Annotated in this window: 20 protein-coding genes and 1 riboswitch; of the genes, 10 read left to right on the top strand and 10 right to left on the bottom strand. The window is 63.4% G+C overall.

Annotation, left to right across the window (positions count from 1 at the left end; genetic code table 11):
- The first annotated feature begins 132 nt into the window (after window positions 1–132).
- The 3 genes from H4W27_RS07740 to H4W27_RS07730 are packed head-to-tail and all read left to right on the top strand — an operon-like array spanning window position 133 to window position 3,232.
- Window positions 133–1,185 carry an asparaginase gene (locus H4W27_RS07740; RefSeq protein ID WP_225939047.1) on the top strand — a complete coding sequence of 351 codons (1,053 nt, stop codon included), beginning with the start codon at window positions 133–135 and terminating at the stop codon, window positions 1,183–1,185.
- 59 nt (window positions 1,186–1,244) lie between these two features.
- Window positions 1,245–2,135: a polysaccharide deacetylase family protein gene (locus H4W27_RS07735; protein WP_192595416.1), complete on the top strand. Its 891-nt coding sequence runs from the start codon at window positions 1,245–1,247 to the stop codon at window positions 2,133–2,135.
- A gap of 38 nt (window positions 2,136–2,173) precedes the next feature.
- Window positions 2,174–3,232 carry a PPK2 family polyphosphate kinase gene (locus H4W27_RS07730; RefSeq protein WP_192595415.1) on the top strand — a complete coding sequence of 353 codons (1,059 nt, stop codon included), beginning with the start codon at window positions 2,174–2,176 and terminating at the stop codon, window positions 3,230–3,232.
- A 24-nt stretch (window positions 3,233–3,256) separates the two neighbouring features.
- Here H4W27_RS07730 and H4W27_RS07725 read toward each other — a convergent pair whose 3' ends face one another.
- Window positions 3,257–3,790 carry a DUF805 domain-containing protein gene (locus H4W27_RS07725; protein ID WP_192595414.1) on the bottom strand — a complete coding sequence of 178 codons (534 nt, stop codon included), beginning with the start codon at window positions 3,788–3,790 and terminating at the stop codon, window positions 3,257–3,259.
- A 316-nt stretch (window positions 3,791–4,106) separates the two neighbouring features.
- A riboswitch (SAM riboswitch) is annotated at window positions 4,107–4,223 on the top strand.
- 67 nt (window positions 4,224–4,290) lie between these two features.
- Here H4W27_RS07725 and H4W27_RS07720 point away from each other — a divergent pair.
- From H4W27_RS07720 to H4W27_RS07700, 5 genes are all read left to right on the top strand, one after another.
- Complete coding sequence (locus H4W27_RS07720) at window positions 4,291–5,679, top strand: LLM class flavin-dependent oxidoreductase (protein ID WP_192595413.1); 1,389 nt, start codon at window positions 4,291–4,293, stop codon at window positions 5,677–5,679.
- Window positions 5,680–5,787: 108 nt separating this feature from the next.
- Window positions 5,788–7,491, top strand: a complete 1,704-nt coding sequence (locus H4W27_RS07715) for an ABC transporter substrate-binding protein (RefSeq protein ID WP_192595412.1) — start codon at window positions 5,788–5,790, stop codon at window positions 7,489–7,491.
- A gap of 3 nt (window positions 7,492–7,494) precedes the next feature.
- Entirely contained in the window at window positions 7,495–8,532 is a 1,038-nt protein-coding gene (locus tag H4W27_RS07710) for an ABC transporter permease (RefSeq protein WP_225939046.1), read from the top strand.
- A gap of 19 nt (window positions 8,533–8,551) precedes the next feature.
- Window positions 8,552–9,457 (top strand): ABC transporter permease, encoded by a 906-nt coding sequence (locus tag H4W27_RS07705; RefSeq protein WP_192595411.1) that lies wholly within the window; start codon window positions 8,552–8,554, stop codon window positions 9,455–9,457.
- Entirely contained in the window at window positions 9,454–11,235 is a 1,782-nt protein-coding gene (locus tag H4W27_RS07700; RefSeq protein ID WP_192595410.1) for a dipeptide ABC transporter ATP-binding protein, read from the top strand. Before H4W27_RS07705 ends, H4W27_RS07700 begins: the two co-directional genes overlap by 4 nt.
- An 85-nt stretch (window positions 11,236–11,320) precedes the next feature.
- On the opposite strand, the gene mcrC is transcribed toward H4W27_RS07700, so the two are convergent.
- The 5 genes from mcrC to H4W27_RS07675 all read right to left on the bottom strand — a co-directional run bounded on the left by mcrC (window position 11,321) and on the right by H4W27_RS07675 (window position 16,689).
- On the bottom strand, window positions 11,321–12,373 hold the full coding sequence (gene mcrC, locus H4W27_RS07695) for a 5-methylcytosine-specific restriction endonuclease system specificity protein McrC (RefSeq protein ID WP_192595409.1): 1,053 nt from the start codon (window positions 12,371–12,373) through the stop codon (window positions 11,321–11,323).
- A complete protein-coding gene (locus tag H4W27_RS07690; RefSeq protein ID WP_192595408.1) occupies window positions 12,370–14,613 on the bottom strand; it encodes an AAA family ATPase in 2,244 nt (747 codons plus the stop codon). The genes mcrC and H4W27_RS07690 overlap by 4 nt, the downstream gene beginning before the upstream one ends.
- 257 nt (window positions 14,614–14,870) lie before the next feature.
- A complete protein-coding gene (locus H4W27_RS07685; protein WP_192595407.1) occupies window positions 14,871–16,007 on the bottom strand; it encodes an FAD-dependent oxidoreductase in 1,137 nt (378 codons plus the stop codon).
- Entirely contained in the window at window positions 16,004–16,210 is a 207-nt protein-coding gene (locus tag H4W27_RS07680) for a helix-turn-helix domain-containing protein (protein ID WP_192590900.1), read from the bottom strand. The genes H4W27_RS07685 and H4W27_RS07680 overlap by 4 nt, the downstream gene beginning before the upstream one ends.
- On the bottom strand, window positions 16,210–16,689 hold the full coding sequence (locus H4W27_RS07675) for a DUF2975 domain-containing protein (RefSeq protein ID WP_192595406.1): 480 nt from the start codon (window positions 16,687–16,689) through the stop codon (window positions 16,210–16,212). Before H4W27_RS07675 ends, H4W27_RS07680 begins: the two co-directional genes overlap by 1 nt.
- Window positions 16,690–16,736: 47 nt before the next feature.
- Here H4W27_RS07675 and H4W27_RS13945 point away from each other — a divergent pair, with 47 nt between their 5' ends.
- Window positions 16,737–16,874, top strand: a complete 138-nt coding sequence (locus H4W27_RS13945) for a restriction endonuclease (RefSeq protein WP_192595405.1) — start codon at window positions 16,737–16,739, stop codon at window positions 16,872–16,874.
- Window positions 16,875–16,976: 102 nt separating this feature from the next.
- Here the strand turns inward: H4W27_RS13945 and H4W27_RS13940 are convergent, their stop codons facing one another.
- The 4 genes from H4W27_RS13940 to H4W27_RS07650 all read right to left on the bottom strand — a co-directional run bounded on the left by H4W27_RS13940 (window position 16,977) and on the right by H4W27_RS07650 (window position 20,948).
- The gene (locus tag H4W27_RS13940) at window positions 16,977–17,396 is read right to left on the bottom strand and encodes a GlcG/HbpS family heme-binding protein (protein WP_192595404.1); all 420 of its coding nucleotides are present in this window, start codon (window positions 17,394–17,396) and stop codon (window positions 16,977–16,979) included.
- 283 nt (window positions 17,397–17,679) lie between these two features.
- Window positions 17,680–18,972 carry an alpha-hydroxy acid oxidase gene (locus tag H4W27_RS07660; protein ID WP_192596493.1) on the bottom strand — a complete coding sequence of 431 codons (1,293 nt, stop codon included), beginning with the start codon at window positions 18,970–18,972 and terminating at the stop codon, window positions 17,680–17,682.
- A gap of 212 nt (window positions 18,973–19,184) precedes the next feature.
- On the bottom strand, window positions 19,185–19,943 hold the full coding sequence (locus H4W27_RS07655) for an SDR family oxidoreductase (protein ID WP_192595403.1): 759 nt from the start codon (window positions 19,941–19,943) through the stop codon (window positions 19,185–19,187).
- Between the two features lie 48 nt (window positions 19,944–19,991).
- The gene (locus tag H4W27_RS07650) at window positions 19,992–20,948 is read right to left on the bottom strand and encodes a 2-hydroxyacid dehydrogenase (protein ID WP_192595402.1); all 957 of its coding nucleotides are present in this window, start codon (window positions 20,946–20,948) and stop codon (window positions 19,992–19,994) included.
- A 115-nt stretch (window positions 20,949–21,063) separates the two neighbouring features.
- On the opposite strand from H4W27_RS07650, the gene H4W27_RS07645 reads away from it, so the two are divergent.
- Complete coding sequence (locus H4W27_RS07645) at window positions 21,064–22,809, top strand: dihydroxy-acid dehydratase (protein ID WP_192595401.1); 1,746 nt, start codon at window positions 21,064–21,066, stop codon at window positions 22,807–22,809.
- Window positions 22,810–22,815: the final 6 nt, after the last annotated feature.

Genomic DNA, 22,815 nt, shown 5'->3' with positions numbered 1-22,815 from the left:
ACCGACGCTGAGAACAAAACGGGTTCTGCGCCAGTAGAGATGACTTTAGGTGTGAGCACGGACACGCTCGGCGGCACCGATGCTCGTGCGAAGGAATCGACAAAGGATCGTTGTCCTGGCCGTCAGTCTGTGATGGACTCAGAAACGAAAGAGGCGTCCAGCGGAATCGAGGCTGACATGACTCGGATCGTCGTCCTGGCCACAGGTGGGACCATCTCCTCGCGGCAGCATTCCGAGGGTGGATCTCGGGCCAAGGACAACGCGGCCGATCTGATCGCGGCCCTGGACAAGCACGGCTTCGACGACTTCGGTCCGGGCATTGCGCTGGAGCCCCAGGACCTCGGCGTACAGAACTCGTTCAACTTCGCCTTCGCAGACCTCTCCCGCATCGCCCACGCCGTCGCAGAGATCCTCCACCGGGAGGACGTGGACGGCGTCGTCGTCACCCACGGCACGGACACCATGGAAGAGACGCTCGCGCTGCTGGGCTTCACCCATGATGATCCCCGTCCGGTGGTGCTCACCGGAGCCCAGCGAAGCCCCGATCACCCCGACAGCGACGGGCCCCGCAATCTTCGCGACGCGATCCTCACCGCCGCCTCCCCGGACTCGCGGGAGCAGGGGGTGCTTCTGGTCTTCGGTGGGGAGATCCACGCCGCGCTGGGCCTGCGCAAGGCGCATACTCTGGCTCCCCAGCCGTTCCGACACCGCAGCGCCGGAGCGCTGGGCACCATCACCGGATTGAGCCCGCGCTTCTTCACCCGCGCACTCTGGGCAGAGCCGCTCCCGCTGCCTGACCACGAGTTTGAGCGCCAGCGGGTGGACATGGTGCTGGGCTATCCCGGCGCAGACGCCACGCTTCTCCGCGCTGCCGTGGACGCTGGTGCCACCGGTGTCATCGTCCTCGGCGCCGGAGCCGGGAACCCCGGGAGCGCGCTGGTCCAGGCGATCCAAGAGGCCATCGCCCAGGGCGTGCTGGTGGGCCTGGGCACGCGCACCGGGGGCGGACCTGTCGCGGTGATCTACGGGGGAGGGGGCGCAGTGGACGCCGTCGCTGCCGGGGCCGTGCCGCTCGGTGACCTCCCCGCCACCCAGGCGAGGATCCTGATGGCGCTGCTGAGCAGCACCCACCCGGTGGAAGAAGCCCGGGAGTTGCTGGCGGCGCGGCTGACCTCGGCGGGATAGACGCAGAAGACCACTGGCGCAATCAGAAACCGCACAACACAGAAGAGAGGTGGCGCATCATGGCCAAAGAGATCTATGTAGCCCTCGGTATCGACGTCGACGCGGTCGGCGGCTGGCTGGGCTCCTATGGCGGGGAGGACTCCCCGGGCGACATCTCCCGCGGCATGTTCGCCGGCGAGGTCGGGGTGCCCCGGCTGAACAAGCTGCTGGCGAAGTATGACCTTCCCTCCACCTGGTTCTGGCCCGGACATTCCATCGAGACCTTCCCCCAGCAGTTTGACCAGGTGGTCGCCGCCGGCCACGAGATCGGGGTGCATGGCTACAGCCACGAGAACCCGATCGCGATGACCCGCGAGCAGGAGACCGAGATCCTGACCTACTGCATCGACCTGATCGAGAAGCGCGCCGGACGCCGCCCCACCGGATATGTGGCCCCGTGGTGGGAGTTCTCCGCCATCACCAATGAGCTCTTGCTGGAACAGGGCATCAAATACGACCACTCGCTGATGCACCGGGACTTCGAGCCCTACTACGTGCGCGCCGGGGACAACTGGGAACAGTCCAAGATCGACTACGACAAGCCTGCCAGCAGTTGGATGAAGCCGCTCATCCGGGGGGAGGAGACCGATCTGGTCGAGATCCCGGCCTCCTGGTACCTCGATGACCTGCCGCCGATGATGTTCATCAAGTCCAGTCCCAACAGCCACGGCTTCGTGAACCCGCGCCAGCTCGAGGAGATCTGGCGCGACCAGTTCGACTGGGTCTACCGGGAGAGTGACTACGCGGTCTTCACCATCACCATCCACCCGGACGTCTCCGGGCGTCCGCAGGTGCTGCTGATGCTGGAGCGGCTGATCGAGCACATCAACTCCCACGAAGGGGTGAAGTGGTCGCAGTTCAACGACATCGCCGATGACTTCCTCCGCAGGTCACCGCGCCAGTTCGGCTGACATACTTGCCCTCAGACCACTCGCCACAAGGAGACGCCTTGCCCAAGAATGATCAGAACCCCGCCCCTCTCGATGTTTCGCTGACCGGTGTGCGGGGGCCCAAGGGTGCGAAGAAGACCCCGTTCGAGGGCGACCCCCGCAGCCTCTGGCGGGTCAGCCAGTTCGCCTCCCCGTTCAGCCTCCCCGACGCACCGACTCGCAAGAAGGTGGGCTTCAAGGGCAAGAAGGACGACGGCGAGGACGCGCTCGCCGAACGCGCCGAGATGCTGGCTGATCTGCAGGAGCTCATGTGGGCCCACGTGGTCTCCGCCCCGGAGGCCGAGCAGCGGGAGGTGGCCAAGGCGATCGCCGCCCGGGTGCCGCGCCGCTCCCCGCAGGAGAAGGCCCGCCGCGAGGAGCTGTTCTCTCCCGAGGTGGAGAGCGCCCTCAGCGGCCTGGCCCGCGGACCGCGCGTGCTGCTGATCCTGCAGGGCATGGATGCCGCCGGCAAAGGTGGAGTGGTCAAGCAGGTGGTCAGCTCCATGGACCCCATGGGCGTGGAGGTGGCCGGGTTCGGCAAGCCCACCCCCGAGGAGAACGGCGAGCACTACCTGGAGCGCGTGATCCGCAGGCTCCCGCGGCCAGGGCATGTGGGAGTCTTTGACCGCTCGCACTACGAGGACGTGCTGGTTCCCACCATCACCGGCAGCGAGAGCACGGAGGAGCTGGAGCGCCGCACTGAGGCGCTGAAGCTCTTCGAGCTTGAACTGGTTCGTCAGGGGTTCGTGATCATCAAGGTCATGCTGCATGTCTCCCCGGAGGAGCAGCTGGATCGGCTGATCTCCCGGCTGGACCGCGAGGAGAAGCACTGGAAGTACGACCCCTCCGACGCCGATTCCCGCGCTCAGTTCTCCCTCTACCAGTCGATCCACGCGTATCTGCTGGAAGCCACCGACGCCGACCACGCGCCCTGGCATGTGATCGGCGCAGACCGCAAGTGGTACTCCCGACTGGCGGTGCAGGAGCTGCTCATCGCGGCGTTCGCGGATCTGAACCTGCGCTGGCCCGCGGCGGACTATGACGTGGAGACCGAACGGAAGCGGCTGCTGGAATCGTGAGGCCGCACTGACGAAGAAGAGAGCCTAGGGGAGGGGACGTCCTACATTCTGTGCCTCGGCCGATGGTTCCGTCGGGTACTCCCAGGCATGGATGTGCTTCTCAGGCCGAGTCGGCAGGATCATCAGGACCAGCACGATGATCGGGCCGATGAAGGGGATCAGCCACAGGAAGTACATAGGTCCTGGGAGTCCTGCGTCGTGCAGCCTTCGCCAGCTAAGGGCAAGCATCGGAAGGACCGTCACGACGCCCCAGATGAAAGCCGCGAGCGCGCTCATGAGGACGAGTCCCTCGACGTTTCCGGTGCCCTGAGTCAGGTCGAAGTAGCCCAGCGCAGGATCATATGTGCGCAGGTAGGGGATCGCGATCAGCCCGCTGACGACGTTCGTGAAGAGCTGTACCCACCAGTATTCGCTGCGCGAGGCGTACCCCTTGAAATGCGCGTACTTGCCGAAGAACCGCCGCACGGCTTGGCCCAGCGTGGCGCCGTAGAGCGGAGTATTCTGCTCAGGATCTGCTGTGTGTTTGAACTGTGACGGATCGGTGTTGGACAGGCTCACGCGCATCACTCCGTTGTCGACTGTTGCCCTATATATGTTCGAACCTAGGTGAAGTGGCGGTGTTAAGGGAAGTCGCACATGTGGCAGCTGCCTAGCATTGAGGTTTAAATCGAGGTGGTCTGACATCGGGTTTCTGACGAGCCAGCGGGGGTCGAGATCCTCTTCGAACCGCCGGAGCAGGTGGGCGCGATTCGCGCGGTCGTGGAGCCGCAGAGGAGAGTCCCTGTGTCGAAAGATGATGCAATGTGTCACTTTATGTTAACAACTATGTTCACCACTTGTGATCAGGCGGATCACTCTCTAGGCTGAGCTACAGAATCACGAGATCCGGACGACAGCCCTGGCTGTCCGGACAGCAACCCTCTCACCGTAGTGGGGTGCTCCAGGTGATGATTCGGCCCGGTGTCAACACCGTCCCGGGCAAGTACGGTGCCCCTGCGGCAGCTCTCTCAGCGGAGCGGCCCAGGAGCGCCACGGTCAGAGAGAGACGTGGACACTTCATGCCCGAGCAGACTCCGGCACGCGCCCCGCTGCACTTCAATGCCTTCGTGATGAACACGAACAGTCACATCCACCACGGCCAGTGGCGCCGCGAGGATGCGCAGCAGACGGAGTTCACCGACGTGGACACCTGGATCAACCTGGCCAAGATCCTGGAGGAGGCGAAGTTCGACGCGATGTTCTTCGCCGATGTCTCGGGCCACTACGGCGACTCCGACGCGGACTACTCGGTGTACCTCAACGAGGGGCTGCAGATCCCGTCCAACGATCCGACCGTGCTGCTGGGCGCCCTGGCCGTGGTGACCGAGAACATCGGTCTGGCCACCACATCCAACGTCTTCCAGTCGCATCCGTTCCAGTTCGCCCGGCAGATCTCCACGCTGGACCACATCTCCAAGGGTCGGATCGCCTGGAACATCGTCACCGGGATGCAGGACAACGGCTCCCGCAACTACGGCATGCCTCGACTCACCGAGCACTCCGAGCGCTACCGCTGGGCCGATGAGTACGTCGATGTGACCTACAAGCTCTGGGAAGGCTCCTGGGAGGACGACGCAGTGATCAAGGATCGTGCGGGATCCCAGTACTCGGACCCTGACAAGGTGCACAAGATCTACCACCAGGGCGAACGCTATTCGGTGGAGGGCCCGCATCTTCCCTCGCCGTCGCCGCAGCGCACCCCCGTCCTCTTCCAGGCCGGCTCTTCCGCCTCGGGTCGCGACTTCGCCGCCCGCAACGCCGAAGCTGTCTTCCTGGGGGCTCCGAACGCAGAGGCGGCGAGGTTCCAGATCGAGGACACCCGCGCTCGCGCCGTGGAAGCCGGACGCGCAGCGGGGGATATCAAGTTCTTCCAGGGCCTGAGCTTCATCATCGGAGACACCGAGGAAGAAGCTCAGCGGAAGCTCAAGGAAGCCGAAGAATACGTCTCGCTGGACGGCTACCTCGCGCACGCGGCCCTGGTGGACCCGGACGGACGCGTCTACCCACCCGAGACGCCGCTGAAGGACGTGCAGACCAACACCCGGCGTGGGTTCACCGAGTGGGCGTCCAAGACGATCACCGACCGTGAACCTCTGGTAGCCGACATCGCCTGGCGCTCCAACCGCAACAACCGGATCGTCGGCACGCCTGAGCAGATCGCCGATCAGCTGGAACTGTGGCAGGCCGCCGGCGTGGACGGCGTGAACGTCGTCAACTGGGTGATCCCCGGATCCTTCCAGGAGTTCGCCGACAAGGTGCTGCCCGTCCTGCGCGAGCGAGGCCTCGCCCAGCGCGAATACACCCCGGGCACGCTGCGGCAGAAGCTCTTCGGTCGCGACCGGCTGCCCGAGACCCACCCGGGCGCCCGCTACCGCGGAGCATTCGCCGCGGTCCCCGCCACCGTCTGAGCCTCGCGCACCACCATTCCTCCCGTCTGAACCACTCCGAGAAGGAGCACCATGACCACCCCGCCCTCCCCGAACGCACCCAAAAACAAGTGGAGATCCAGACTTCCCATGGGTGCAGCAGCGCTCCTCAGCGCAGCCGTACTCACCGCATGCAGCGGCACCTCCGGCCTGGTCAGCACCGAACAGGTCGCGGACCGGCAGTCCACTGACGATCCCCAGTCCGGCGGCATCATCGAATACGGGCACCTCCAAGAGCCCAAGTGCGTCTTCGGCGGGTGGATCCAGGAGAACTTCACCGCGCGCCAGATCCTGGACTCCCTCGTCTCTCAGGATGACGAGGGCGAGATCGTCCCCTGGCTCGCCACCGACTGGGAGGTCTCCGAGGATCAGCTGGTCTGGACGCTGGATCTGCGCGAAGACGTCTCCTTCACCGACGGCACACCCGTCAACGGCCAGGCCGTGGCGCACAACTTCGACTACTGGCTCGACGGCGGCAACGGCACCGCCGCCGCACACCTGGGCGGCTTCTATGAAGAAGCCACCGCAGTGGATGAGCACACCGTCGAGATCCAGCTCTCCGCCCCGTTCTCGCCCTTCCTCTCCACCTTGTCCCAGTCCTATTTCGGCATTCAGTCGCCCACCGCACTGGAGACCCGCAGCGATGAGGAGAACTGCAGAGCCCCCATCGGCTCGGGTCCCTTCACCGTGCAGGCCTGGGAGAGCGGCCAGTACCTCGAGTTCGCCCGCAATGAGGACTACAACTCCGCCCCTGCGAACGCGAAGCACCAGGGTCCGGCCTATGTGGAGGGGATCCGGTGGAGCTTCATCCCGGACAACACCTCGCGCTACGGCTCGCTGCTCTCCGAGGAGAGCGACGTGATCGGGGAGGTCCCTGCGGTGAACATCGCCGAGGTCAAGGAGCGTTTCGACTTCGAGCAGTACATCACTCCGGGCCGGCCCGTGGTGATCAACCTCAACACTGAGAAGGGCGTCTTCGCCGATCAGCAGGTCCGCCAGGCATTGAGCTTCGCCACCGATCGGGAAGCCAACATCGAGTCGGCGTTCCTGGGCACGGTCCCCTTCGAACCCAGCGGGTATCTGTCCCAGAGCACCCCGGGTTACGACGTCGACGCGGCCACCGAGTACCCCTTTGATCTTCACCGTGCCAATGAGCTCCTGGACGAGGCCGGCTGGACCGAACGTGCCGAGGACGGCACGCGGATCAAGGACGGGGAACGCCTGGAGGTGCTGTTCACCTACGGGTTGAACACCATCGTCACCCCCGACGGGAACACCGCGATCCAGAACTTCCAGGAGCAGGCGCGCGCCGCCGGCTTCGACATCCAGCTGCGCCCGCTCACCCCCTCGGAGAACTCCTCGGGAGCCTTCTCCGGCCCGGACGCCTATGACGCGCAGGTCGGTTATTGGACCAGCCCGCATGCCGGCATCCTCAACATCAACTACCGCCCGGGCACCGAAGAGGCGCCCAACGGCGCGAACACCACGTTCCTGGCAGATCAGGGAGTCTTCTCCACGATCCAACAGGCGCTGCAGGCCCCGACATCGGAGGAGGTCACCGAGCACTTCTCCCAGGCGCAGTACGAGCTCAGCGAGCTCGCCCCCGCCATCGGGCTCTACACCCAGACCAACACCATCGCCGTCTCTGAGGAGCTCAGCGGCGTCTGGCTCGAGGAGTCCCAGGGTGGCCCGGTCTTCCACGACGCCTATTTCGTCACCGAAGAATCCGGCACAGATGAATCCGCCGCTGATGAATCTGTCGCTGATGAATCCATCACAGAAGAAGAGGGCTGACGCATGACCCTGACTCCCTCCAACGTGTTCACGGAACCGCTCGAGGCCACCCCCGTGCCGCCGATTCCATCATCGCCGCGCCCGCGCACGCGTCCCACGCTGATCCTCAGCCTGCTCCTGCGCAAAATGGGCGGCGCCGCCGTCGTCGTCTGGGCTGCTGCGTCTCTCACTTTCCTCATGCAGGTGCTGCTTCCGGGGGACCGAGCCACGATGCTGTTGAACCAGCAGACCGGCCAGGTCCAGGAACGCTCAGCCGAGGAGCTGGCTCCGATCAATGAGATGTTCGGCTTCACCGACCCGCTGCTCCTCCAGTACCTGAACTTCCTGGGCGGCCTGCTCCGCGGGGACCTCGGCGTCTCCTACCAACTGCTGCAGCCGGTCACCACGGTCATCGGCGATCAGATCGCGCCCACCGTCATCCTGACCTTCTCCTCTCTGGCGGTCGCGTGGGTCGTGGCGCTGGTCCTGCTGGTGCTCACCGCGCGTCGCGTGGGCTGGGTGTCCCGGCTGTTCTCCGGATTCGAAGCCGCCGCGGCCGCCCTGCCGCAGTACTGGCTGGGCATCATCCTGCTGGTGGTCTTCGCCCTGGGCCTGGGAGTGTTCCCGGTGGTCGGGGGAGAGGGGCTCTTGGGACTGGTGCTGCCCGCGCTGACCCTGGGCATCCCGCTGGCCGGCTTCCTGGGTCAGACCATGCGCACTGAGTTCGAACGCACCCTGGACGAGCCCTTCGTCCTCACGGCGCGGGCACGCGGGATGAGCGATGCCGGCGTGCGGATCCGGCACGTGCTGCGCCACGCGCTGCTGCCCGGGCTCACCCTGACCGGCTGGGCCATCGGCTCGCTGTTCTCCGGGGCCGTGATCGCGGAGAACGTCTTCTCCCGGCCCGGCCTGGGCGGAGTGCTGGTCGACGCCGTCAATGGTCGAGACCTGCCGGTGGTCTGCGGCGTCGTGATCCTGGTGGCGCTCATCTACGTCATCGCGAACCTGGTGGTGGACACCGCCTATGTCCTTGTCGATCCGCGCCTGAAACTGGCTCGCTGAGTCTGAGTTGGAGTAACCCATGACCACCACACTGAACGCCGCTTCAGGCACGAAGCCGACGACGGCGGCCTCCCAGCTGCACTCCTCGCTGCAGTCCCGCAGACCCAAGAGCAGGCTCCGTCAAGTTCCGCTCACCGTCTGGATCGCCGCAGTCTTCGCGCTGCTGCTGCTGACCGCCAGCCTCGCGCCCTCGCTGCTGGCCACCTACGATCCCCGGGCCATCAGGCTCGAGGCCCCGCTGGCCTCGCCGAACTGGGAGCACTGGTTCGGCACCGATCAGTCCGGGCGTGACCTCTACTCCCGGATGGTCCACGGCACGGGCGAGTCGCTGCTGATCGGCCTGGGCGCCACCGCGATCGGCGTCGGCCTGGCCCTGGTCTTCGGCGCCTGGGCCGGACTGGGCGGGCGATGGGCGGACGCCCTCATCGGACGCGGACTCGAAGTGTTCTTCGCGTTCCCGACCCTGCTGCTGGCCATGGTCTTCATCACGATCTACGGACCCTCGGCACCCACATTGATCCTGGCCGTGGGACTGGGGACCGCCCCCGGTTACACCCGCATGGTGCGCGGACAGATCCTTGCGGTGCGCCACTCCGGCTACGTCCAGGCCGCCGAGGCGCTGGGACATTCACCCTGGCGCATCCTGATCCGGCACATCCTGCCCAATGCGCTGCGCCCGCTGCTGGCGATCCTGACCCTGGGCATCGGACAGTCGATCGTCTGGGCCTCCGGGCTGGCCTTCCTCGGCTTCGGCGTGGCGCCGCCCTCACCCGAATGGGGAGCGCTGCTGGAAGCCGGCCGCCCCTACATCACCGAAGCCTGGTGGCTTGAAATCCTGCCCGGCCTGGCCGTGCTCGCCACCGCACTGACCGCCACGATTCTGGGCAAGCACCTCGAATCCGCCTTGGAAGGATCCCAGTCATGACCACCACAGTCACCCACCCCGCCATTGATACCGCCACACCGGTCCGCCCCGAACCTGGGACTGACTCGTCCGACACCACCACCGCCGCGGCCACGTCCCTGGTGAAGCTGCAGGACCTCAACGTCTGGTTCACCGATGCCTCCGGCGCGGCGCACCATGTGGTGCATGACCTCTCCCTGGACATCAATCCCGGCGAATGCGTGGCAGTGATCGGTGAATCCGGCTCGGGCAAGTCCGTGACCGCCCGCACCCTGATCGGTCTCACCGGATCCAACTCCCATATCCAGGCCACCCGCGCCACGGTGGGCGGACGAGACATCCAGGCCACCACCGACGCGCAGTGGCGCAGGATCCGCGGCACGCAGATCGGCTTCATCCTCCAGGATGCCCTCGTCTCGCTGGACCCGCTGCGCACCATCGGCGCCGAGATCGGCGAGTCGCTGCGGCTGCACGGAGTCACCAAGGCCTCCGAACGGCGAGGGCGTGTGCTCGAGCTGCTGCACGCGGTGGGCGTGCCCGAACCAGAGATGCGGGCGCGGCAGCGCTCCGGGGAACTCTCTGGGGGTCTGCGGCAGCGCGCCCTGATCGCCTCCGCGATCGCCAATGATCCTTCGCTGCTGGTGGCCGACGAGCCCACCACCGCCCTGGACGTCACCGTCCAGGCACAGGTGCTGGACCTGCTGGCCCAGCGCAAGGCTGCTGGCTCGGCGATCCTGCTGATCAGTCACGACTTCTCCGTCGTGGGGCGGCTCGCCGACCGCGTCCTGGTGATGCAGGGCGGGCACATCGTGGAACAGGGCAGCGCAGAGCGTGTCCTCAACAATCCGCGCCACCAGTACACCCGTCAGCTGCTGGATGCCGTGCCCTCGGGTACCACCAAGGGCGAGTACCTGACCTCGGAGAAGCGGGCCCAGGCGCGGGAAGCCCCGAAGATCTCGCCGGTGCGGGCGGAGTCAGAGGACACGCCCCCGGTGTTGGAGGCGACTGGCCTGACCAAGTCCTTCCGCGGTCCCGACGGCGTCACCCGCACCGTGGTCAAGGACGTCTCCTTCGAGGTCCGTGCGGGTCAGACCCTGGGGATCGTGGGCGAATCAGGTTCGGGCAAATCCACGACAGCCTCCATGGCGCTGGGCTTCCTTCAACCCGATTCCGGCACGGTGCTGCTGAACGGGAAGCCGTGGAGCGAACTGGGAGTGGCGGGCCGGCGCAGCCGACGGCGCGAGGTGACCGTGGTGTATCAGGATCCATTGAGTTCCTTTGATCCGCGCTGGACCGCAGAACAGATCCTCACCGATGCGCTGGAACCGGCCGCCGGGGGCATCGCGTTCGGCGCTCGCCGCAGGCAGCGGACTCAGCTGCGGGAACGCGCCGAGGAACTCGTGCGCCTGGTGGGGCTCGACCCACAGCACCTGGCCAAGCACCCCCTGCAGCTCTCCGGGGGTCAGCGCCAGCGGCTCTCCATCGCCCGGGCACTGGCGCCGGAGCCTGACGTGGTGGTGCTGGATGAGGCTGTCTCAGCCCTGGACGTCTCCGTGCAGGCCCAGGTCCTCGATCTACTCACGGAGCTGCAGGAGAGGCTGGGCACCACCTACGTCTTCATCTCCCATGACCTGGGGGTGATCCACCATATGAGTGATCACATCCTGGTCATGAAAGACGGGGAGGCGGTGGAGTACGGAGACGCCGAACAGATCTTCCACTCACCGGCGCACCCGTACACCCAGGAGCTGCTGGGCTCACTGCAGACGCTGACCGCTCACACACCGGGCAACCGCTGAGCCAGCGGTGCTGCCACGCGCTCGGAGAGCCCCGGGTCCCTGGCGGCGTGGTAGGCCGTCGCCCGAGGAGGATCCAAGTCGCGTGTCAGTTAGCCACCCACTGAATTATGTCCTCGAGCTCAGCGGTAAGTTGCTCCCACGGCTGGCCAAGGTCCAGAGTGCGAGCGCCGATCCGGTTCGCCTGGACCACGACATCTAGGTCGGGCTGTGTAGGTGCTTCGGTGCGTGCGTACAGCAGTAGGCCGCTGACTGAGCCGTCGCGGTCCACATCGGCGTTCTTCACGTACGTCAGCAGTTGGTACAGGTTCGCTGAGTGGACGGTCGCCTTGCCCCACCTGCCGGGCTGCATTGACTTGCTGTAGTACTTCGCATCGATGATGAGTGTGTGTTGTCCCCGCCGAAGAGTGACGTCGGTGCGCATCGCCGGGAGCTGAGCGGCTCCTAGGGCGTTCGCGTCGTCGTAGTCCCAGTCGACGGCGGACGCCTTCGGTGAGAGGTCGGGGTAGTGGACTTTAAAGTACTCGAGCAAGAACCGCTCGAACAATCTACTCATCGCTTCATCTGAGACCCACGAAGTGAGTTTGCTGGTTCCAGCATCCTGCGTCTGCAAGAGTCCCCGGACGACCAGTTCACAAACGCCGAGCAGCATACGGTATGGCGCATTGGCGCGATGGTACGTGAGGGCATTCCAGCGGATTGATGTCGGCGCAATCAAGGTCACTGCGTCCAGATAGGGCAAGAGCCGGCGCAAGGCGACCTTACGCGCGCTGTGGACATCGCCGTGGCGGATCAGGAGCACGATGACTGACTTCAACGCCCGGTTGTGCGGCGTGTCGGGGTCGTACTCGTCGAACTCACACACGAGCTTCCCTCGGAGCGTCGAGCGGGTGGCGACGGTCCGAGTGATGTCGATGCGGCTTCGAACGGTGGCGAGCTCCTCGCTGTGGAGAAGGTAGTCGCGGTGAAGACCGCGCTTGACCTGAGTGCCGACACCGCGAACGAGCATCTCCGCGAACAGATCGTGGAGGTGTTCGAAAGACTCGCTTGCCACTCGATCATTGCCTTCGTTGCGAAGCCCCCGAAAAGCGTAGGCCATCATCACATAGACATTTCTTATCGCGATGGTCCGGGCCGTCATGCAACAGCCGCCCGGAGTCTGGCCGACCACTCCTCAGACTTCGCTGGTTCATCAAACCAATACTCATGAATCAGAGGTGTGAGCTCATCGTCCACAACAGACAACAGCCACGCCTCGTTGGCATCACTGTTCGAAGGCCGAGCCAGGAAACTGTGTCCGATGACAAAACCTTGGCCTAGTGCTGGGTCGTCGGCAATGGTCTGGTTGAGGCTCGTGACAACCTTGACGAGATCGTCGAGAGTCGGGTTGTCAGCTTCCTGAAGCCAGCGGATGAACCCGGCCGATTCGAACCCTGGTGTCATCTCGAAGAAACCGAAACGACGGCGCAGGGCGTAGTCGAGCACGGCAAGACCGCGGTCTGCGGTGTTCATCATGCCGATAATGTGGACGTTGGGTGGAACAGAGAGTGTCTCACGTTTGTATAAGAGACGCAGCTCCTGTTCGCGCTTGTCAGCTTCGATGAGCATGAGTAGCTCTCCAAAGATCTTGGAAATATTGCCACGGTTGATCTCGTCGATAATGAAGAAGTACGGACGGTCGCTGTCGTCGGCCCTGGCTTCGTCGCAGAACCGGTAGAACGGGCCTTCCGAGAGAGTGAAGCCACCGGTTTCGGTGGGTCGGTACCCCATCATGAAGTCCTCGTACGAGTAGCTCTGATGGAATTGGACGGTCTGTACTCTGCTTGGGTCCTTCACCCCCATCATGGAGTACGCCAGGCGCTTCGCGGCGAAGGTCTTTCCTACACCGGGCGGGCCGGCCAGGATCACATTCTTCTTCCTGGCGAGCAGGGATGTAAGTCGCTCGTACCGCTCTTCCGATAGGTAGACCTCGTTAAGGAATGCCTCCTTGTCATACGAGGTAAGAGGTCCTGGAGTCACAGGTAGCTCTGGTTCCACGTCGTCGGTAACGAGCGCCTCGTGCTTCTCAACGTAGTCGTGGTAAGTCGTAATGTCGGTGAGCGTCTTAGTGACTGCATCCCCTGGGTGCCCCCACGACCCGACATGGGTCCATTTGACCGACCGGACGTGATGGTACGTGGCGCGATCTGGCTCGAACCGAGCGTCCGAGGAGACCTCGCCGCGTCCCACGATTTCCCGTCGTCCACGCTTGGCGTAGACGATGTCGCCTACCGCGATCTCGTTCTGAAACTGCCAAGCTGCTAGGACGTCGTTCCTTGGTGATGCCCCGGTCCCTTCAACGTCGAGTGCCCGACGTATCGCCTCTCGGCTTGGGTATGTAGCGAGGTCGTCAAGGTCGTCCCAGCCGATCGCCATGATGTTCTTCGACGCGAACTCGTCCCATTCCGACGCCTGCGGCCCAGGAGAGTAGAGCCAGTAGTGGCGTGGACGTGGCTCGGCCAGATCTGTGCTCTGAGCGACCGGAGGGGCAGACTGCGCGAGAGAGCCGTCCCAGAGTTCTGCTACCCCCGGCGTCCAAAACTGGAAGGACCCCTCAAACTCGCGAGCGATCACGGCGCGGATCGCGAGAAGGTCACGATCGATTGCAGCAGCGGTGTTGCCCGTGGTCCCGCCAATCTTGCTGGCCAGACCATCGCGGATTCTTGCCTTCATTGGTTTCGAGGTGATCGGTTCGAAGGTGTCTGGTCGGGCGAAATATTCCAGCATGTGGCGGAAGTCGGATCGGTCGCTTCCGGAGTTCAGCATGACTCGCTGCAGCTCCCAGGGATCTGTCCGTGCTGCCTCCCGCTCGTCATCCGACAGGTCATTCCAGTGACGCACGAACGTTGATGCCCAGATAAGGTGCCGCCACAGCGCCCCGTTGTACCAGGAACCGGGCTCAAAACCTGCAGTTCCCGCGGGGCGAGACAACCAGGTCGACATTGGCTCCGGGATCGTTGTGGGGGAGTCAAGCTGTGAAAGGACCCGTTCGACATGGGCTCGGCGGGTTTCGGGGCGTGCGGAACGCAGCGGATGTTCCCGGAGAAAGACGAGTTCGGCAGCGAGCAGGACAACTTCCCGGGCCGCGCCCCCGAGTTGTTGGTCGAGCTTCTCCCACTGGCCTTGGTCCGTCCCGATGATGGGGTTGTCTCCGATTCTGGCCCGAAGGTCCTCGGCCGCCTCGGCGGTCCAGATCATTGTCGACGGGTCGATCACGGATTTTCCGTCTCCGAGCATGTGAGCGATGACCTCACCTGCCTCTTCGGCGATCGCCAAATCAGGAGCTGGTCGTGACGCCTTGAGTTCAGCATCCGCGGCGGGGTCTAGGGGTTGGTCGCTCATGATTGCATTCTGCCCGCATTTCGCCTGCTCAGTCCATGCTGTTGTTTGAAGAAACAACTTTCTGGTGTTGGGTTCGGCAGGCCCTCTGGCCGAATTTGTCTTAGAGCGAAGGAAGGCCGATAGCGGAGAGGGGTTTTCCCATAGGGGGAGTGACCCGACCCCGGCCGAACACGACTAGTGACGCGCGCGCTAAGCGCGTGATCTTCGTGCGCACTCGGCGAGAGGGGGACGGAGGTCTTGTTGACTTGCCAGGTTGATCATCGCGGGGGAGGGTCCGGGAAGGAACGATCTCCGAACAGCACCTTCCGCGCCGCGGACCTGCCGAAGGGCGTCCGCAGCACCTCAAACCCGGCGCTCGCCATAACTGGGTGTTTCACCTGAGCCAGCGCGTGGCGCATCATCAGCCGTCCAGTGAACTTCCGGCGCAGCACGCCGCCGTCGTAGCCCTGCAGCGCCTCTCGCCGGCCGGTGCGCAGTGCCTCGTCCAGCGCGGCGACGGCGTAGTCGGAAAGCCGTAGACAAGGATCCAGCCCGCCCGCGGTCAGCGGTGACACCGCACCCGCCGCGTCACCGACCAGCAGCCCGTCCGGTGAGCTGATTCGCCGGAGCAGCCCGCCCACCGGGATGGGGCCACCGCGGCGTTCGACGTCAGTGGGAGAGCGGTCGGCCTCCGCCAATCCTGGAGCGCGTGCAGCGAACTCGTCCAGCGTCCCGCGCACCCCGCCGCGGAATCGTCGGGAGTACCCGGCGGTCCCCACATGGGCGTGGACTCCGTCGTTGATCACCCACCCGATGTATCCGGGCGCCAAATGAGGGTCCAACACGCAGTGGAAGGCGGGGGAGTCCACCGGCTCAGAGACGTTGAAGACGTCCTCCGCGCCGACCAGCAGGTGAGTGTTGCGGTCCAGGCCCAGGTCACGCGCCACCCTCGATCGCGCTCCGTCCGCTCCCACCACGAACCGAGCGTGCACTGTCAACGGCCCCTCGGGGCCGGTGACTTCATATCGGCCTTCGGAGCCGCCCGAGTATCTGGTGCCCAGCCAAAGCTCTGCACCAGCTTTCACAGCGGCCTGCGCGCCCGCGGCGTAGAGGGGTCCCATCTCACCCACGCGGTACTCATCGCGATCGCTGACCAGTTCCACCGGATCCCGCAGGCTCGGCGGGTACAGCACGACACGGCGTATCGCCGGTCCCAGCAGGTGGTCGGGCAGGTCGTAGTCATCCAGAGTGCGTCGGACAAAGATCCCAGTCGTCCTGATGGAGGTGGTCAGGTTCCGGCGCCGGTCGATGACCACCACTGAATGCCCGTTCTCCGCCAGCAGGGTGGCGACGCGCAGGCCGGCGAGCCCAGCTCCGACCACGAGCACATCGGTGTGCCGCAATTGGGCGCTCATTCCTCTACCCACTCGATGAGGTCGCCCGGCTGGCATTCCAGCACCTCACACATGGCTTCCAGCGTGCTGAACCGGATCGCCTTGGCGCGGCCGTTCTTCAACACCGCCACATTCGCCGGGGTGATCCCCACCCGTTCCGCGAACTCACCCACGCTCATCTTCCGCTTGGCCAGCTCTACATCAATCCGCACGACGATCGGCATCAGATCACGGCTTCCATGTCGGTGCGCAGCGTGGTCGCCTGCTTCAACAGCGCCCGCATCACCACAACCACCAGGCCGACGACGGCGCCCACCGCCACCATCAGTGCCAGCACCAGTGGGATCCCGGGGTCGGTGGCATTGAATCCGATATAGAGAAAGACCCCGGCCAGGACGAGCCACGCGGCCCCGATCGCCCCCAACACGAGGTTGATCCAGCGCATCGAAGTGGAGCTGAAGATGCGATCCTTCTGGACGAGGGTGAGCAGCTGCCAGATGCAGACGATGACCACTTGGACGCACAGCACCCAGAAGATTGTGATGACCGTCGCTGGCCCACGCAGGAATGCCATGTCGGGTGATTCCTGCGCCATGTGGGCGAACTGGCCGGGGAGCGACATCGTCTGGAACAGGAACAGCAGCCCGAAAAGCAGGACCAGTGATGCCTTGAGGGCGGCAACTACCCAGCGTTGACCTGTCATCGATTGAGTATCGACGGCTATCTATCGAAAGTCAAGGGATTGCACTGGTGGGCATCGTCGCCAAGAATGCCGCCACAGGGGAACTCACAGCGATCCAGTGCAAATTCCCGGACCCGCGGAGGACAGTCTCGAAGTCTGCTACCGATCTCTTCCTGGCTGCGTCACCCCGGTCGGAGTTCCAGTAGCGCATTTTGGTCTCCACCAGGACTAATGACCTCGGCCCAAACGCGCAGGCCGCAATCCAGCACGTCGAACTGTCCGATCACATAATTAGCGACCGACATCAGTCAGGCAGGTTGTCCTCCTAGGGCTTTCTGGACGGCGGCAGCGACTTCAGCGTCGTGGGTAGGAGGTGCGCCCGAGACGCCTAGACCCCCCACCAGGACACCGTCGAACACCAGGGGTACTCCGCCGGGAATCCGCGTCAGTAGCCCACCGGTGCCATTTTCTACGGCAGAGCCAAGCTCCCGGGGGACTTCAGCGCTAGATTTTCGAGTCGAAGCGGCAGTATTGGCCTTTCGCCGGGAAGTCTCCATGCTGTGCGGGGTCGTGCCGTCAGCACGTCCATAAGCCACCAAGTTCAACCCGGGATCCACGACAGTAGCGCAGAGCCTCAACCCGCGCGTTAGTCCAACGTCAATAGTGCGCCGAACGGCCTCGGCGGCTTTCTCATATGAAATGGTCGGAACATTGATGTAGTCGGACATCGGGTTTCCTTAAGTAGTGGGGCTTTTAAAGCGCATTTATCCAGGACGCAATTTACGCTCAGGACTCACTTTGTTGCGAGCACACCGCTCCGGAACGGGGGCCGCCCCGATCATCGGGCGAGTCTTCCAGAAGATTGATCAAGGTCAGCTGACGGGTGACGCACATCCTTCAAGGTGCAGCGGGCCAGTGCTCATGCGAGCGAGTCCCAGGCCAGCAACCTTGATTCTCCCAGCTAACGGGGCGACCCTTAAGCAGGTGAAACGGAGCCCGAGCCGACGTGCATCATCGTGCGTGCGCGGCAATCCCCTCGGGCCGAACACCAGTCTTATGGGGAAGCCAGGGCACTCGAACCTGGCCTGAGGTCTGGAGCTCCGCAATCGTAGCGGTGCCGAGCAGCATCATTGCCACGCGAGTCTCTTCTTCCAGGAGCGCGATGGCCCGGGCGACGCCTTGTTGGCCGCCCGCCATAAGGCCGTAAAGGTACGCGCGACCGATGAGTACGAAGTCCGCCCCGAGTGCGAGGGCGGACACGATGTCGGCACCAGACATCACCCCTGAATCCAGAAGAACCTCCACATTCGGTCCGGCCTCCTGGCGCACCTCCGCAAGCGCCTTGAGCGACACAGGGGCGCGATCCAGCTGCCGTCCACCATGGTTGGAGACGACGAGTCCATCAGCGCCGGCTTCAAGAGACCGACGGGTATCCTCCGCCGTCAGTACGCCTTTGACAAGGAGCTTCCCCGGCCAGATCGAGCGCAGCCACTCCAGATCTTGGAGCGACAACGTAGGGTCAAACATGCTGTTGATGAGCGTCGACAGGTCAGTCGAGGTGTTGCTCAAAGAGGCGAAATGTAGTGGATCTGTGGTGAGGAAGTTGAACCACCACTCGGGACGATAGGAGGCGTCGAGGACCGTCCGTAAGGTCAATTGCGGTGGGATAGTCATGCCGTTCCGCACGTCGCGGAACCGCTGACCTGCCACCGGGGTGTCCACAGTTACTAATAGCGTGTCGAATCCATTGGCCTCGGCCCGGCGAACAAGATCCGCAGAGCGTTCCCGATCTTTCCAGAGGTAGAGTTGGAACCAGCGTCGGCCGGGCCCGTGGGGGTTCCTCACAGTCGCAGTGTCCCCACACCTAGCGATCTCTTCCAGTGAACGGGTTCCCATGGTCGAGAGGCAGAAGGGTATGCCAGCGGCCGCGGCCGCGGCCGCCCCTGCGTCCTCACCCTCTGCATGCATGAACCGGGTGAATCCGGTCGGAGCGATACCGAACGGCAAAGCAGAGGAACCTCCAGCGATCGTTGTGGTGAGATCGGCGGCGGCAGTGGAATGCAGAATGCGCGGCAACAGCTCGGTGCTGTCGAAGGCTTCCCGCGTGCGCCGAACGGTTAGTTCAGCGCCTGCACCACCGTCAGCGTAATCGAATGCGGATTTCGGGGTGCGCCGTCGCGCGATATTTCGCAGGTCCCACATATCAGCGGCCGCCGCGAGGCGCGCTGCGCGACGCTCTAGGGTTAGGGGGCGGAAGCGTAGCAGTGGCCGCAGCTCTGCTGGCTGAGGCATGCGGCGGGTCATTCGGGTCATGGATTCCCTTTCAGATCGGTAGCGCGTATTAGACCCCAGGTGTGGGGGTGGCCGTTGACGACATGACGCAGCAAGTTGAGCTTCGGGAACGAAGCTGACACCGAGGTTTCGGGGGAGGCCACCTACGTCCCTATGCACATGTTTCCCTCATTTGCACGAACTAAGAGACCGAAGAGAGCGTATCTAATCGGCAATAATAGTAGTTAGCCACGTCCAATAAATGGCATGCCTGCAGCCGTTATAACGACGGAATTTACGTTCGCTGACGGCGGAGTATCGGCCATAAACATAACAGCTCGTGCTGCTTCGTCCACTGGAAAGGTCGGTTCCTGCATCCTGCGGCCATCCGGCTGTAGTGCGCCGGGCCCGGTCACGAAGCGGTCCACGAGCTCAGTTTCCGTGTTTCCTATGTCTATTTGGCCACAGGATATCCCGTAGGCTCGCCCATCCAGCTCTATCGACTTCGTCAGTCCAGATATCGCGTGTTTTGTCGTTGTGTAAGCGACGGATTGCGGGCGTGGGGCATGTGCCGCGAGCGAACCATTGTTGATTATGCGGCCGCCTCGCGGATTCTGCGCTTTCATAACCTTCATTGCCGCACGCGCACACATAGCGGCGGCCGTAAGGTTCAGTGCAATGACAGCATCCCAAGCTTCAGGCTCAATCTCATCCACGCTCGCCGTGGGTCCAGGAACGCCAGCATTGTTAAAGAGCACGTCGAGTCGTCCCCATCGATCGCGGGCCCCGGTGAACAATCGAGTCACCTGCTCAGCGATCGTGATGTCTGTTGACAGGACCAGAGCGTTTGGATGGCCATTCGCGAGAGCGCGGAGCGGTTCTTCACGGCGGCCGGCAAGTACCACCCGGTACCCCGCGCCTAGCATGCGTGTAGCTACGGCTTTCCCGATTCCCGACCCCGCGCCGGTTACGACTGCGACGCGGGAGTTGAGTTCGTCTGTCATGATCATTCCTTCGATTGAGCGGGGTAGAGACTGTGGGTCGCGTTCGATTCAGGACACCGGCGTCGTCAACGTACCTTCGGCTATGAATTGACGCAGGTTCATGAGAAAGAGATTTGCCATGTCCAGCCGCGTCTCGGTGGTGGCGCTGCCCAGGTGAGGCAGTGCCACGACGTTGTCCAGGGCCAAGAGTGCCTCTGGGACTCGAGGCTCGTGGGTATAGACGTCTAGACCCGCACCGGCGATTTGCTTCTGCGCCAATGCGTCGACGAGTGCGTTCTCGTCGACCACCGTGCCACGAGCGACATTGATCAAGTAGCCATCGGAACCCAGCGCCGCAATGACTTCTCGGGACACCAACCCAGTTGTCGACGTTCCTCCTGAGACAGCAACGATAAGAACGTCGCTGTCGGATGCGAGGTCGATGAGGGACTCGTACCAGGGATAAGCAACCTCAACCAAGCGGTTTCGACTGTGATACGCGATCGTCGGACCAAAAGCTTCCAGTCGCCGGGCGGTCGCCAGCCCAATGCGCCCCAAACCGACAATTCCTATACGTTTGCCGGAGACCCGCGTGCCCAGTGGGTACGGACCGTTGATCCAGTTGCCTTGCCGTACAAAGCGATCGGCGGCGCTGATGCCTCGCAGGCAGTCTATGAGCAGACCAACCGCCAGATCTGCGACGCAGTCGGTTAGTACATCCGGAGTGTTGCTTACAACGACCCCCAGCTGCTCCGCGGCGCAGATATCGATCGTCTCAAAGCCGACCCCAAAACTGATGACAGCGTCGAGATTCGGAAGAGCACGCATGAGTTGACCACTCACCCCTGTCAAACCGGTGGTCACCGCGATGGTTACCCGACTCCCGTTTTCCTCGAGAAATCTCTCGACGCCAACGCTGGGTAACTGAAGGACCGTGAACTCTCGATGGAGTCGGGTTGCAAGTTCAGGTGGCATCGATCCGACTTGAAGAACGGTGTGGACGCCTTCTTGTGTGTTCAGTTGCATGATCCAGACTCTAGCGGATGCGTGAGGAATATCACTGAGATTCCTAAATCTGTCACAAGAAATATGATAGGTTCCAAGAAATCGGCGGCCAGTATCTAAGCAACTAAGGAGATCGATGTCTCAACGGGGTATCGCCGGCCGGGGTGGAGGTCTCTTCGACGACCCAGGCCAGGACGGTCTGATGCATCGCGCCTTCCTGCGCGGTGGTGGATTCAGCGCTGAGGAGGTGAGAAGCAGACCGGTAATCGGCATCGCGAATAGTGCCTCTGACCTCAACCCGTGCAACATGGGGCTTGCACTTCTTGTCAAAGAGGTAAAGCGGGGCGTCAAGGCGGCGGGGGGCCTCCCGCTCGAGTTTCCTACTATCTCGATATCTGAGCCGTTCACCCGGCCTACGAGCCTCTATCTGCGGAACCTCATGTCGATGGACGTAGAAGAGATGATCAGCGTTTCGCCCATTGACGGCGTGGTCCTCATGGGTGGATGCGACAAAACGGTGCCTGCACAAATCATGGGCGCTATCAGCGCAGGCAAGCCCTCGGTGATGGTGACAGCGGGGCCGCGGCCTGTCTCTTGTCACCGTGGGAATGCCTCGGTCACTGTGGATGACGCCTGGCCATTCTGCGACCGGCGTCGCGTAGGCGAGGTTGATGACCAGGAGTGGCTGGAGTTTGAGGGAAATCTCAACGTCGGCGTCGGCACATGCAATGTTATGGGGACCGCCAGCACCATGGCCGCGATCGCAGAAGTGCTCGGGTTCGCGCTTCCGGGGAGCTCTCTGGCAGAAGCAGGAAGCGCAGAGAGGCGAAGAATCGCCTACGAAACCGGGATAGAAGCAGTTGCTGCGGTGCAACGTGGGCAGGCGCCGCGTGGGCTGATCTCAATGGATTCGCTCGAGAATGCCTTTCGTGCCGTCATGGCGCTAGGCGGCTCCACAAACTCCGTAATTCATCTTGAAGCGTTCGCTGGACGCGCCGGGCTGCAGATCGGCATTGAGAAGTTGCAAACCTGGTCTCGGGATACTCCTTACCTCACCAACGTACTGCCAGGTGGCGAATACACGTTGCCAGATTTTGCTGAGGCGGGAGGACTGGCTGGCGTTTTGGTTCGCATTCGTGACCTCCTCAAGCTCGATACGCACACCGCACGTGGCACCAAGTGGCGCGACGAACTGAGCGCAGTATCGGCCGTTGAGAACACTGTGATTCGGGAGCGAACTGCTCCGGAAGCTAAGCGAAGTTCTCTTGTCATGCTGAAGGGAAATCTCGCCCCTAACGGCGCGGTGCTGAAGACCGCCGGCGCAGAAGACCCAAGGTTCTTCAAGCACCGAGGCCGTGTAGTGGTCTTTGACGGACTGGATGACTTGAATGACCGCATTGACGACCCCGAACTCGACGTAAATGCGGACAGCATCCTCGTACTGCGCGGACTTGGCGCGGTGGGGGCACCGGGAATGCCCGAAGTAGGTCATATCCCCATCCCAGCGAAACTCCACCGACAGGGTGTGACTGAAATGGTGCGGTTGTCGGACGCTCGAATGAGCGGTACTTCCACCGGGGTAGTAGTGCTCCACATATCTCCCGAGGCGGCTGTTGGCGGGCCGATCGCCTACTTGCAGGACGGTGACGAAGTACGTCTTGACGCCGAGACTGGGTGCCTCGAACACTTCGTGGATGACCAAGAGTTCGCGTCCCGGAAACCCTTCCGGCCAGCTGACCCGCCCACGCGTGGTTTTGCCAAGCTACACGTGAGCCACGTGCTCCAACCCGAATATGGGTGTGACTTCGACTTTCTGCGAGAGCCCTCGGCCCCGATTGCTCAACAGCTCACTTCTCAATATCAGCACAAGGCAGAAGGATAAACAGGA

The sequence above is a fragment of the Nesterenkonia lutea genome (genome assembly GCF_014873955.1).
GTDB classification, from domain to species: domain Bacteria; phylum Actinomycetota; class Actinomycetes; order Actinomycetales; family Micrococcaceae; genus Nesterenkonia; species Nesterenkonia lutea.
This window is presented reverse-complemented; position numbering and strand designations above follow the sequence as displayed.